Source organism: Collinsella sp. TM09-10AT (genome assembly GCF_003436275.1).
Lineage (GTDB): Bacteria > Actinomycetota > Coriobacteriia > Coriobacteriales > Coriobacteriaceae > Collinsella.
Genome location: NZ_QSOP01000019.1, coordinates 34494 through 47954, shown reverse-complemented (window position 1 = coordinate 47954; position 13461 = coordinate 34494). Strand labels below are relative to the sequence as shown.

Annotated in this window: 10 protein-coding genes; 6 read left to right on the top strand and 4 right to left on the bottom strand. The window is 60.4% G+C overall.

Annotated elements, in window-relative coordinates; translation table 11 throughout:
- Window positions 1-586: 586 nt before the first annotated feature.
- The 5 genes from ppk1 to DXD77_RS08195 all read left to right on the top strand — a co-directional run bounded on the left by ppk1 (window position 587) and on the right by DXD77_RS08195 (window position 6745).
- Entirely contained in the window at window positions 587-2989 is a 2403-nt protein-coding gene (ppk1, locus tag DXD77_RS08215) for a polyphosphate kinase 1 (RefSeq protein ID WP_233502358.1), read from the top strand.
- A 98-nt stretch (window positions 2990-3087) separates the two neighbouring features.
- Window positions 3088-4416, top strand: a complete 1329-nt coding sequence (gene rlmD, locus DXD77_RS08210) for a 23S rRNA (uracil(1939)-C(5))-methyltransferase RlmD (RefSeq protein WP_117564380.1) — start codon at window positions 3088-3090, stop codon at window positions 4414-4416.
- A 106-nt stretch (window positions 4417-4522) separates the two neighbouring features.
- A complete protein-coding gene (locus tag DXD77_RS08205) occupies window positions 4523-5065 on the top strand; it encodes a DJ-1 family glyoxalase III (RefSeq protein ID WP_055287259.1) in 543 nt (180 codons plus the stop codon).
- Window positions 5062-5643, top strand: a complete 582-nt coding sequence (locus DXD77_RS08200) for a nucleoside triphosphate pyrophosphatase (protein ID WP_117564381.1) — start codon at window positions 5062-5064, stop codon at window positions 5641-5643. Before DXD77_RS08205 ends, DXD77_RS08200 begins: the two co-directional genes overlap by 4 nt.
- A 100-nt stretch (window positions 5644-5743) precedes the next feature.
- On the top strand, window positions 5744-6745 hold the full coding sequence (locus DXD77_RS08195) for a P1 family peptidase (protein ID WP_117648379.1): 1002 nt from the start codon (window positions 5744-5746) through the stop codon (window positions 6743-6745).
- Between the two features lie 364 nt (window positions 6746-7109).
- Here the strand turns inward: DXD77_RS08195 and DXD77_RS08190 are convergent, their stop codons facing one another.
- Both DXD77_RS08190 and glf read right to left on the bottom strand, forming a co-directional pair.
- Entirely contained in the window at window positions 7110-8141 is a 1032-nt protein-coding gene (locus DXD77_RS08190; RefSeq protein ID WP_117648378.1) for a glycosyltransferase family 2 protein, read from the bottom strand.
- On the bottom strand, window positions 8134-9336 hold the full coding sequence (glf, locus tag DXD77_RS08185; protein WP_117564384.1) for a UDP-galactopyranose mutase: 1203 nt from the start codon (window positions 9334-9336) through the stop codon (window positions 8134-8136). The genes DXD77_RS08190 and glf overlap by 8 nt, the downstream gene beginning before the upstream one ends.
- A gap of 231 nt (window positions 9337-9567) precedes the next feature.
- Between glf and pta the strand changes: the two genes are divergently transcribed.
- Window positions 9568-10548, top strand: a complete 981-nt coding sequence (pta, locus tag DXD77_RS08180) for a phosphate acetyltransferase (protein WP_117564385.1) — start codon at window positions 9568-9570, stop codon at window positions 10546-10548.
- Between the two features lie 352 nt (window positions 10549-10900).
- On the opposite strand, the gene DXD77_RS08175 is transcribed toward pta, so the two are convergent.
- Both DXD77_RS08175 and DXD77_RS08170 read right to left on the bottom strand, forming a co-directional pair.
- Window positions 10901-12079: an acetate/propionate family kinase gene (locus tag DXD77_RS08175; RefSeq protein WP_117564386.1), complete on the bottom strand. Its 1179-nt coding sequence runs from the start codon at window positions 12077-12079 to the stop codon at window positions 10901-10903.
- A 163-nt stretch (window positions 12080-12242) separates the two neighbouring features.
- Window positions 12243-13421: an acetate/propionate family kinase gene (locus tag DXD77_RS08170; protein ID WP_006234305.1), complete on the bottom strand. Its 1179-nt coding sequence runs from the start codon at window positions 13419-13421 to the stop codon at window positions 12243-12245.
- Window positions 13422-13461 lie beyond the last annotated feature (40 nt).

Here is a 13461-nt window from a genome sequence, read left to right as displayed (position 1 = left end):
TCGGAAGGCACGTGCAGACCTTTCGTCATGGCCTCCTACCTTTCTTTCGGGCCTTTCGGCCGAATCTCTCAGCACCCTTCCGTAACGGGTGCTGCTTGCTGACAGCTCTAGTTATATCCAAATATCACCCGCAATTCCACCTCGCCCCCGAACGGTCAACAAAGTTCGATGAACGGTATATCGAATATGATTCCCCCATAATGCACTTCGGCGTTCTAAAGTAGCTTTTCTAAGGTAAATGCTCTTTTTTCTTAAAAATCATTCGCAATCACAACTCCAATCTTTCGATTAAGAATTGCATATCTAAAACGGTTTTATGTATATAAATGACGCTTGTTCGTGTTTCTGTCTGTATTCGATGATATTCAGCTACCTATCATTCTTATTCACACATACTCACCAGTTGAGTGAGGATATAGACCGTTTTTCACAACGCGAAGGGCGTCAGCTCTATGGCTTGTCAGCGTAAGAAGTAGGTAAAGATACCGTTCACGCGATACGTCCGTGCCATAGGTCGACTAAATTGAGACAATAGTGAATAGTGTTAGGCAACCGTCCCCCACGGGGACTGAACGGACAGATGCATATGCCGAGCAAAATCGAAAAAAAGCAAGCCGCTGCAAAGCTGCGTAAGCCGCCGCGCGACTTCTCGTACACGCAGAACCGAGAGCTCAGCTGGCTGCGCTTTGACAACCGTGTGCTTGACGAAGCCTTCGACGAGACCGTTCCGCTGTTCGAGCGGCTAAAGTTCGTGTCGATTTTCGAGTCTAACCTCGATGAGTTTCTCATGGTGCGCGTGGGCGGCCTGTCCGATCTGGCAGAGCTCAAAAAACAGCCTGTCGACAACAAGAGCAATATGACCGCCTCCGAACAGGTCGATGCTGTCATGGCCGAAATGCCCGGGCTCCTTACCCGATGGGAGTCCATCTTTAAGAGCATCGAGGGCAAGCTCGACACCCTGGGCGTTCACCGCGCCCGCATCGATTCGCTTACGCCCGAGGAGCGCACCTTTGTAACCCGTTACTTCCAGGCCTACGTGTCGCCGGTCATCTCACCGCTGGTGATTGACCCGCGCCACCCCTTCCCCAACCTGCGCAACGGCGCACTCTACCTGGCCTGCGGCCTGGACGGCGTCACCGACGAGGAGAGTCTGCTGGGCCTTATCGAGATTCCCACCTCGATGAACCGCGTGGTCGAGGTCCCCTCGTCCACCGGCACCTACTCCTACATCTTGCTCGAGGACGTCATCCTCGCCTGCCTGGACAGCTGCTTTGGCTCCTATAAGCCGCTCGACCGCGCGCTCATCCGCGTCACCCGCAACGCCGACATCGACCCGGACGGCGAGGGCGTCGAGGAGGAAGAGGATTACCGTCAGCACATGAAGCGCATCCTCAAGAAACGCTTGCGCCTGCAGCCGGTGGTGCTCGCGGTCTCGGGGTCGCTCGAGAAGGCGACGCTCAAGACCATCCGCAAGGCGCTCGAGCTTTCGCGCCGCTCTGTCTTTACCTGCGATATCCCGCTCGACCTGGGCTACGTCTTTGGCATTGAGGGCAAGATTCCCGAGCACCTGCGCAACGAGCTGCTCTTTACGCCGTTTAAGCCGCAGCCCAACCCCACCATCGATATGACCCGCTCCATCCGCGAGCAGGTACTTCAGCACGACAAGCTGCTCTTTTATCCCTATGAGGCCATGAACCCCTTCCTGGATCTGGTGCACGAGGCCGCCTACGACCCCGAGTGCATCTCACTGCGCATCACGCTCTACCGCGTGGCCAAGCAGAGCCGCCTGTGCGAGTCGCTGATCGATGCCGCCGAGAACGGCAAAGAGGTCACGGTGCTCATGGAGCTCCGCGCGCGCTTTGACGAGCAGAACAACATCGAGTGGGCCGAGCGCTTGGAAGAGGCCGGCTGCACCGTCATCTACGGCTCCGAGGGCTTTAAGTGCCACTCCAAGATCTGCCAGCTCACCTATCGCGAGGGCATGGCGCTAACGCGCTTGACGCTGCTGGGCACCGGCAACTTTAACGAGAAGACGGCCAAACTCTACAGCGACTTTATGCTCATGACCGCTCACCCCGGCATCGGCGAGGACGCCAACCTGTTCTTCCGCAACCTGTCGCTGGGCAACCTGCGCGGCGATTACCGCTTCCTGGGTGTGGCGCCCGTCGGACTGAAACCGCTCATCATGCGCGGGCTTGACCGCGAGATCCAGCGCGCCCTCGCCGGCGAGCCCGCCCGCGTGTTTTTTAAACTCAACTCGCTCACCGACCGCGAGGTCATCGACAAGATCGCCGAGGCATCGTGCGCAGGAGTCCGCGTGGACATGATCATCCGCGGCATCTCGTGCCTCAAGCCGGGCGTTCCTGGCAAGACCGAGAACGTGCATGTCCGTTCTATCGTCGGACGCTTTTTGGAGCATGCGCGCGTTTACGCCTTTGGCGTGGACTCGGACATGATCTATCTGAGCTCGGCCGACATGATGACACGCAACACCGAGCACCGCGTGGAGATCGCCTTCCCCGTGCTCGACCCCACCTGCCGCGCCCTGGTGCACGAGTACATGAGCATGCAGCTGCGCGACAACGTGAAGGCCCGCAGCCTCACGAGCGACGGCACCTGGGTCCCCGTGGAGCGCGCAGAGGGTGAGAAACCCTTCAACTCGCAGGAAGCCCTGCTGGAGCGTGCCTACCGCAACGCCGAGGCCGCGCCCGAGCCCGTCATTGAGGCAAAGCCCGCCCCTGCTCCTAAGCCGCAGCCGGCCACACCCGAGGTTCAGAAGGTCCAGGCGACCGTCATTGAGCCCGAGCCCGCACCTGCACCTCAGCCCGAGCCGCAGGCAGCTAAGCCCGCACCCGAGACGAGCGCCCGTCGCGATAAGCCCGCCGGCAAGACCAAGGCCATCGAGCGCCATCGCCCCGGTCGTGTGCGCATGGGCCTGGGCCTGATCGGCCTGGGTCTTAAGACGCTCATTACCGGCAAGACGAAATAGTCGTTTGTAGAAGCAGTTTGTAGAAGCGCCCCGCATTTGAGGAAAGCCTCGGATGCGGGGCGCTTTTCCCTGCTACCATGGTGCGAGCAACAACACGAATGACAGGCAGGGATATGAAGCTCACTATAGAATCGATGACCTACGGCGCCGACGGGCTGGCGCACGCCGACAACGGCAAGGCCGTCTTTGTGCAGGGCGCCGTGGCAGGCGACACCGTCGAGGCCGAGGTCGTACAGGACGGCAAGTCGTTCATGCGCGCCCGCACGACCGAGATTCTGGAGCCGAGCCCCGATCGCATTCAGCCCCCCTGCCCCTTCGTTGGCATCTGCGGCGGTTGTTCGTGGGGCAATCTCTCACGCACGGCACAGCTCGCCGCCAAGGAGCAAAACCTGCGCTCCACGCTCGAGCGCATCGGCAAGTTCGCTCCTGAGCAGGTCGATGAGTTGGTACAGCCCATCTGCCACACCAAGGACGACTGGGGCTACCGCAATAAAATCGAGCTCGAACCGACCGTCGTCAACGGTCGCGTGCGCCTTGGCATGCACGGTGTCGACCCCAGCAAAATCGTGACCGTCGATGCGTGCCCGCTGTTCGATAAGCGCTTCCCGAAGGCGCTCAAATCGGTCGTCGGCGCACTCAACTATCTAAGCGGCAGCCATGACTTGGGACTCGAACGCGTGGGCATTCGTGCATCGCGCCGTACCAAGGCACTCGAGGTCGCACTCTGGACGCCTACAGGCTCTTTTCCGCGCTCGCAGGTCTCCCGCGTGCTGGCGGACGCCGCTCATCCCACGAGCATCGTGCGCGTGATGAGCAAGGGCGAAAAGAAGGCCCGCCGTGTCTCCAAGGTCGAAATGCTCGCCGGAGAGGGCTCATGGACCGAGAATATCGCCGAGGGTCAGATGCGCTTGTCCGCCCCGTCTTTTTTCCAGGTCAACACCAAGGGTGCTGAGATTTTGATCGAGCTTGTCATGGAAGCGCTCGACCCGCAAGAAGACGAGCTTGCCGTGGACCTGTACTGCGGCGCCGGAACCTTTACCCTGCCGCTCGCCCGCCGCTGCGACTTCGTCGCCGCCGTCGAGGCCTACGGCCCGGCCGTGCGCGACCTGCGCCGTAACCTGGAGATCAACAAGCTTGATAACGTCGACGTCATTGGCGGAGACGCGGTGCGCGAGTTCCCCGACCAGGATGCCGACGTCTTGGTGGTCGACCCGCCGCGCGCAGGCCTCGCCCCCGAGGCGATCGACCTTATCGCCAGCACGAGTGCTCGCGATGTCGCCTACGTGAGCTGCGACCCGGCCACCCTGGCGCGCGATCTCAAACGCTTTGTCGAAGAAGGCACCTTCTCCCCCGTCAAGATCACGCCAGTCGACCTGTTCCCGCAAACCTTCCACTGCGAGACCGTCGTCCACCTTAGGCGCAACTAGTCACTCAATCATTGCTCAGATAAATCATTGAGAAATCGAGCGTGGCAAGCGGAGGTCTTCGGGGTATAAGACGGCTAATTGTATGCCGCCTATGAAAGGAACCCTCATGCCCAGCGTTGCCGTTCTCGCCGCCGATGGCTTTGAAACTATTGAATGCTTGACCATGGTCGATGTCATGCGTCGCGGCGGTGTGCGTGCCACGCTCGTCTCGATTATGCCCACACGTGAGGTCGTAAGCTCGCTGCAGATCCCCGTGACCTGCGATGCGCTCTTTGATGAGATCAACTTTGACGAGTACGACTGCGTCGTGCTGCCCGGCGGCTTGCCCGGTGCCACCAACCTGCGTGCCGATCAGCGCGTCTGCGACGTGGTCTGCGAGTTCGCCGCGACCAAGCACGTTGCCGCCATCTGCGCCGCCCCGTTTATCCTGGGCGAGCTCGACCTACTCGAGGGGCGCCACGCCACGTGCTTCCCTGGCTTTGAGAAAAGCTTCCCCGAAGGCGCCTATACCGGCGAGAAGGTTACGCAAGACGGCAACATCATCACCGCCAGCGGCATGGCCCAGTCGCTCCCCTTTGCGCTTGAGCTGCTGCGCACGCTCGCCGGCGACAAGGCCGTCGAGAAGGTCGCCGAGGGCATTCAGCTATGATTTTGGCTTCGCAATCACCGCGCCGCATCGAGTTGATGCGCGAGGCGGGCTATGACATTCGCGTGATTCCCGCAGATATCGACGAAACGCCTTTTGATGGCGAAGCTCCGCTTACACTCGTCGAGCGCTTGGCGCGTGCCAAAGCCGCCGCCGTTGCCGCCGAGCATGCCGAGCCCAACGAACTGACCGTCGCGGCCGATACTATTGTCACCTTTGACGGCCAAATTTTGGGCAAGCCGGCAGACGGGGACGAGGCGCGCACCATGCTCCGCGAGCTTTCGGGCCGCACGCACCAGGTCGCAACCGGCGTCTGCATCGTTAAAGCCGGCGACGCTACAGCTCCGCATGCCGCCGAGAGCCTGTCGTTTGTCGATGTGACCGACGTGACGTTCTATGAGCTTACCGAAGAGCAGATCGAGCGCTATGTTGCCTCCGGCGAACCCATGGACAAGGCCGGGGCCTACGGCATCCAAGGCACAGGCGGCCGCATGCTTGTGCACGATATTTCGGGTGACTTCTACAACGTGGTGGGCTTGCCCATCGCTCGCGTCGCACGCGCGATTCAAAAACTCTCGTAATTGTATCTGGCGCTGGGTATCCCCCAGCGCCTACAATTTTGCCGTACCGTACGGATCCCGACCGGGCATAAGGCCCGGCGGAAAACCGATAGGAGAAAACATGGACACACTGCTCGAAGCCATCGATGTTTGCAATGTCGATGGCTTTTGCTATGGCAACTATACCGACGAGAAGGCCGGCACCGGCTGCACCGTAATCGTAGCGCCCGAGGGCGCCACCGGCGGTGTCAACGTTCGCGGCGGCGCCCCCGCTTCGCGCGAGACCGACCTGCTGCGTCCCGAGAACACCGTCGACAAGGTCCACGCCGTCTGCCTTTCGGGCGGATCGGCCTTTGGTCTGGAGGCCGCAAGCGGCGTGGCCCGCGAGCTCGAGAGCCGCGGCATCGGCCTGCCCGTCGGTCCCACACAGGTGCCCATCGTGTGCTCCAGCTGCATCTTCGACCTTGCCTTTGGCGACCCCACGGTGCGTCCCGACATCGAGGCCGGTATCGCTGCCGTGCGTGAGGCACTGGACCACACCCCTGCCTCGCTCGAGCAGGGCAACGTGGGCGCCGGCACCGGCGCCACCGTAGGTAAGCTCATGGGATCTGCCACCTGCATGAAGGCCGGCCTTGGAGCCGCCGCCGTGGCGCTCGGCCCCGTCAAGGTGGGCGCCGTGGTCTCAGTCAATGCCTGTGGCAACGTTGTCGACCCCTTCACCGGCGAGTGGGTCGCCGGTATGCGCGCCGCAGCCGATAGCGACCAGATCGTCGACATGGAACTCGCAGCCTTTGCCGCCGCCGGATCCATGCAGATGCCGCTCGACCGCACCAACACCACCATCAGCTGCATCGTCACCAACGTGGAACTCACTAAGGCACAAGCCACCAAGGTCTCTCAGATGGCCGCAGACGCCTACGCACACGCCATCCGTCCCACGCACACTACCAACGATGGCGACACCATCTACACCCTCGCCAGCGGCAAACTGGGCGCCCAGGCAAGCGCCGTCGTTCCCCTAGACCTGCTGGGCATGCTCGCCGTAAGGGCCCTGCAAACCGCCATCGTAAACGGAGCCAAAAACGCCAAAACCTCCCACGGCATCCCCGGCGCCGCGAGGTAATCTCACTCGTCCGTCGGTCGGAGGCGGGCGGGCATTACGTTTGCTGCTCTACAGTCCTATGCAAGACGAAGGCCACATTAAGTGGCCTTCTTTGCATGCGGAACTCGCGACAAACACAACCAAGCCCCACCGGGCAACCTGCTCAACCAGATCTTTTTCAGCCCAGGCCCCTGTGTACCGCACGTCCAAGATCTTCAAATTCAGCTGTCTGACATAAAGCGAGACATAGCAGAGGACCCCTGGTCCTTAACTTGATACGAGTTCCGCACGCAAAGGAGGCGCCAGTGGCGCCTCCGTCTTGCGCAGGACTGTCCGAAGTAGCAAGTTAAGGACCAGGGGTCCCCGTTACCCGAGCGTTTCTGTACTAGTTGAATTTGAAGATCTTTGAGGCAAGACGGTATAGGCCGAGTGTGGTTTTGTCTCCGGCCCGTCCATGCAGGTTGGTGAAGAATCCGACCACGCCGTAGCGGGCGCGACGATACATGCGCTCGTCGTACTCCTTCAAGTCCTTCCACAGCGTCTTCAGGCGCTCATCGGCACAATCCTCGTCGGAAAGCTTGGTGAGCACCGAGCAGATCGCCATCATCATGGTGAAGTAGCCCATCATGTACGAACGCAGACGCGACGACTCGACATCGCTGTACAGGTGGTACGACTCCATCATGATACGCGTAACACGGAACTGCTGGTCCAGACGCTTGACCATCGTGGCCTCGTTGACACTCTGGCCCTCGCGACCGATAAAGTAGCGATAGAGGTCGATGTCGGCGTAGTACATGGTCTTGCAACGCGGCAGCGGCACGTAGGCGTAGATGTTGTCCACATAGAACGTGTGCGGTGGCATGGGCAGGTTGGACTCGCGCAGCACATCTGTGCGATAGCACAGGCTGTGCATGAGCAGATTCTGGTCCAAACGGAAATGGCCGATCTGGTCCCAGGTAAAGATCTTTTTTCGCGGCAGGGCAAACTTGTAACCAATAGCCGTATGCGTACCCTCGTAAACCTTCTCGTACACGTAGTTCGAGATAAACAGGTCAACGCGCTGGTCGCGCTCTTCAAAGCCGCGCAGAATCGACAGCATGGTCGAAAGGGCAGCGCCGTCAAGCCAGTCGTCCGAGTCGACAACCTTGTAGTAGGTGCCCTGCGCCTCGCGCAGACCCGAAAGGACGGCAATACCGTGGCCGCCATTCTCCTGGTGCACCGCGCGGATGATTCCAGGATAACGGGCCTCCCACTCGTCGGCCTTGGCGGCCGTCTCGTCCTTGGAGCCGTCGTCCACCACGACAATCTCGATATCGGTGGCGTAATTGCTCCCCTCCAAGATGGAGGTGATGCAATGGTCCATGTCCTTGGCGGCGTTATACGAGGGAATACCGAATGTTATGACTTTATGCATGGCAGGCGATAATCTCATCCGAAAGATCGAGGGCGGAATTGGTCACGGCATCCATATCGTAGTAACGATACTCGGCCAGACGACCCACCGGGTGGAAGTTTGTCAGGTTCTGGACGCGCTCAAGATAGCGCTCATAGAGCTCACGGTTCTCGGGCTCAAGAATGGCGTAATACGGCGTCTCGCCCGAGCCGGGCGTATAGGCCTTGGAGTACTCCTTCATGATGGTGGTCTTGCCGGGCAGGACCTGACCAGTCATGTTCTTGAACTCGGTAATGCGCGTGTAGTCCTCACTCGTGGTGTAGTTGACGGTACCCACGGGCTGGAACTGATCCATATCGAGCGTCTCGAACTTCATATCGAGCGTACGGTACGGAAGAGCGCCCAGATCAAGGCCAAACAGCTCATCGAGCGGACCGGTATAGACGATCTCGCCGCCGTAGACCTTGCCACCGATCTTGACGGTGGTCTCGTCGATCTCAAAGAGATCGCGGGCGTCCACGTCGCAGAACACGTCGATCAGGTCGTGGTCGAGCATATGCTCGAACAGCGCCGTGTAGCCGTCCTGCGGCATACCCTGGAAGGGAGCCTGCGGGAAATAGCGGTCATCGTCGCCCACAAAGACGGGAACGCGGCCGGTGATCGAGGGATCGATCTGGTCGGGCGTCTGGCCCCACTGCTTCATGGTGTAATGCAAAAAGACGTTCTCGTAGACGTAATCGGCGACCTCGGCCAAGTCGGGGTCGTTCTTCTTACGCAGCTCCATAATGGGCACTTTGACATCCTTGCCAAAGGTCTCCACGAGCTTCTGATACAGCTCCTCGCCGCGCTCATCACCAAAGGCGAGCTTGAGACTCGCATGGTTGAAGGGCACGGGCATAAGGGTACCGTTGATGTTGGCGAGCACCTTGTGCTGATAATCCGTCCACTTGGTAAAGCGCGACAGGAAATTGTGCACGCGCTCGTTAAAGGTGTGATAGATATGCGGACCGTACTCGTGGATCAGGATTCCGGCCTCGTCAGTGCAGTCATAGGCATTGCCCGCAATGTGGCTACGGCGCTCCAAAACGGCAACACGATAGCCGATGGTCTCGGCAAGACGGCGGGCGCAAACGGCACCGGCATATCCAGCACCGACGACAATCATGTCGTACGCGCCAGCGTTAAAGCCTTCAGGCAGGCCTGAGGTAATCTGCATCGATACTCCTTGTCAAAAGCCACGGGCTCGTTAGCTGGGCTTTTCTCGAACATTCTTCGAGACATATTTATCAGAGTGATTATAGCGCTAATGCGTCCTATAATGAGCTTGCCACACAAGGAAAGCTCAAGCACCGCGGCGTACAAATTTGAAAGGTAAACCCGCTAGCAGCGGGTTTATTCGTGAACAGCCGGGCGCCTGGAGCTTAGTGAAACGCTTGTAAGGAGTAACATGAGCGATTTCCTTAACCGTATGAAGTCTGCCGCCAAGGCCGACCTTAAGACGATCGTCCTGCCCGAGGGCGAGGATCCGCGCACCATCGTCGCGGCCACCAAGATCATCGAGGAGGGCCTGGCAAAACTCGTCATCCTGGGCAACCCCGACGAGATCAACGTTCCCGGCGCCACCGTCATCGATCCGCGCAATGCCGAGAAGCACGAGGAGTACGCGCAGAAGTTTGCCGAGCTCCGCGCCAAGAAGGGCGTCACCATCGAGCAGGCTCGCGCCCAGGTGATGGACGCCACCTACTTTGGCACCATGATGGTCAAGATGGGTGACGCCGACGGCCTGGTCTCCGGCGCCTGCCACTCCACCGCCGACACCCTGCGCCCCGCGCTGCAGATCCTTAAGACCGCCCCGGGTACCAAGCTGGTCTCGGCCTTCTTCGTGATGTGCACCGACACCCCGCAGTTCGGCACCGACGGTACGCTAATCTTCGCCGACTGCGGCCTCAACATCAACCCGTCCTCCGACGAGCTATCCGAGATCGCCATCGCCTCCGCTCACTCCTGGTCCACCTTTATGGGCAGCGTCGAGCCGCACGTGGCCATGCTCTCCTACTCCACCATGGGCTCCGCCGGCGGCGAGGTCGCCAAGAAGGTCCAGGAGGCCGTTAAGTTCTGCAAGGAGAAGGCTCCCGAGCTCGCCATCGATGGCGACCTGCAGCTCGACGCCGCCATCGTTCCCACCGTCGCCCAGCTCAAGGCCCCCGGCTCCTCCGTTGCCGGCAAGGCCAACGTGCTTGTGTTCCCCGATCTCGAGGCCGGCAACATCGGCTACAAGCTGGTCCAGCGCTTCGCCGGCGCCGACGCTTACGGCCCCATCCTGCAGGGCATCGCCAAGCCGGTTAACGACCTTTCGCGCGGCTGCTCTGCCGACGACATCGTGGGTGTCGTAGCCATCACCGCCGTCCAGGCTCAGATGGCTGAGTAGCGGACGCACTCGCCCGAAGGCCGTACGGGCTAACCCCTGAAAACGTCCTCGACCAATGAAACGCCCCCGTTCTGCTCCTTCGGAGCTACGAACGGGGGCGTTTCTGGTCTGCGGAATGTTTTCAGGGGTTAGCCCGTACGGCCTTCTACTGCTACGAAGCATTCAGAGCATCTGGAGTGGACGGCGGCTTGGCTACGAGCTGGGGCTGAGGATCTGAATGGATGGGTGTCGTTGCTGGGAGCGCAGACGTTACTGGTGATGATCACTTTGGGACTGGAATTTCCGCCTGCTAGCAAAAAGGCCTCCTGAGCTGCTGCTCAGGAGGCCTTTCGTTCAATCGCAAGCGAACGCACTAGTTATTCGCGGTCAGACGCTCGACGTCGTGGGCGATCATGTATTCCTCGTCGGTGGGGATGACCATGACCGTGACGGCGGAACCGGCGGCGCTGATGACCTGCGGACCGTTGCCCACGGCCTCGCGGTTCTTGTTGTTGTCGATGCGCACGCCCAGCCACTCGAAGCAGTCGCAGAAGGCCTTGCGGATCGACCAGTCATTCTCGCCGATGCCGGCGGTAAAGGTAATGGTGTCCACGCCCGCCATGGAAGCGATCATGGAGCCGGCCTGCTGCATGGCCTTGTAGGCGAACATATCGAAGGCGAGCAGGCAGCGCTCGTCGCCCTCGGAGGCGCGCGTACGGATGTCACGGGCGTCGTTGGAGATGCCCGAGATGGCAAGCAGACCAGACTGCTTGTTCATCATGTCATCGACTTCCTGGTAGCTGTAGCCGCCCTCGCGCTGCAGGTAGCACACGGTAGCCGGGTCAATGGAACCACAACGGGTGCCCATCATCAGGCCGTCGAGCGGCGTGAGGCCCATCGTGGTATCGCGGCATACACCGTCCTCGATGGCGGCAAGCGAGGCGCCGTTGCCCAAATGGCACGAGAGCAGGCGGTGGCAGCGCGAGCCCAGGATCTCCTTGGCCATCATCCACTCATAGCGGTGACTCGTGCCGTGGGCACCGTACTTGCGCACGTGGTACTTGTCGCACACGTCCTTGGGCAGTGCGTAGGTGTAGGCAACCTCGGGCATGGTCATGTGGAACGAGGTGTCGAAGACGGCCACGTTGGGCAGCTCCGGATACTTCTCGCGGCAATATTCGATTGCCGCGGCCTCGCCGTAATTGTGCAGCGGGGCGAGCGGAGCAACCTCGAGGATCTTAGCCATGACCTCATCGTCGACGACCGCGGAATCATCGAAGTGCCAGCCACCCTGAACGATACGGTGGCCGATGCCATCGATCGTAAAGTCGGTCTTCTCGAGCTCCTCGAGCACGCGCGCAATGGCGCAGCGATGATCGGGAAAAGGAATCTCCTCGGTCTGCTTGGCACCACCGTTCTCGGAGTGGCCAAAGATGCCCATGTCCGAGCCGATACGCTCGCAGTTGCCCTTGGCGAAAACCTCGCGGGTATCGGTATCCAAAAGCTGATATTTAAGGCTCGAGCTGCCGGCGTTGACAACAAGTACGTTCATGAGACTCCTTTGCAGTGCGATACGGTCGGCGCAGACCCCTTAAGGCGGCCGCATGTTAATAAGAAGTTATCACAACTTGATAAATAGCTATCAGGCATATCGCTCAACGAGACAGAAGAGGGGCTGAACGGCGCTCGGTCGTCCAGCCCCTCCCCTCTTGCAATTACTTGCCGTTGACGATGCGCTCGACGTCGGAAGCGATCATGAACTCCTCGTCCGTAGGGATGACGAAGATCTTGACCTTGGAATCCTTGGCGGACAGGCACCAAGCGCCGTCGCCGCGCAGAGCGTTGCGGGCATGGTCCATCTTGACGCCCATAAAGGCCAGACGGTCGGCCACGCCAGCGCGGACGGCCGGAGCGTGCTCGCCGATGCCGGCGGTAAAGACCAGGGTGTCCATGCCGCACATGGAGGTGGCCATCTCGGCGGCCTTGGCGGCAATCTTGTAGACGAACATATCGAAGGCGAGCTGGGCCTCGGGGTCACCGGCGGCGGCGAGCTCCTCGACATTGCGGCAGTCGTTGGTCTTGCCGCCGGTCACAGCCAAAAGGCCGGACTTCTTGTTCATCATCTCGTCGACCTCGTCGAAGGTGTAGCCGCCCTCGCGCTGCAGGTAGCACACGGTAGCCGGGTCGATGGAGCCGCAGCGGGTGCCCATCATAACGCCGTCGAGCGGCGTCAAGCCCATGGTGGTGTCCATGCACTTGCCGTCCTCGATGGCGCACAGGGAGGCACCGGAACCGATGTGGCACACGACGACCTTGCGGGCCTCGCCGTTGGTCATCTCGGCGACCTTCTTGGAGATGTAACGGTAGCTGGTGCCGTGGGCGCCGTACTTACGGATGTGCAGCTTGTCGCAGACGTCCTTGGGCAGGGCGTAAGTCTTGGCGACCTCGGGCATGTTGAAGTGGAAAGCGGTGTCGTAAACCGTGACGTTGGGCAGGTCGGGATACTGCTCCAGGCAGTACTCGATAACGTTGGCCTCGGGGTTATTGTGCAGCGGGGCGAGCGGAGCGACCTCGCGGATCTTGGCGAGGACATCCTCGTCGACGAGGGAGGAATCGCCAAAGTACCAACCGCCCTGAACGATACGGTGGCCGATGCCCTCAATCTTGACGCCGTTGGCCTCGAGGTCCTTCAGGACAACCTCGATGGCGACCTTGTGGTCGGGGAACTCGATGTTCTCGGTCACCTTCTTGGAGCCGTTGGCAGCATGGGTGAAAGTGCCGCCGGTAAAGCAGACGCGCTCGCAGGAGCCCTTTGCGGACACCTTATGGGACTTGGTATCGATGACCTGATACTTAAGGGTCGAAGATCCTGCGTTGACGACCAGAACGTTCATGTGTCTCCCTACTAACAGGCGGTGTGGCGCCGCCAGGTTA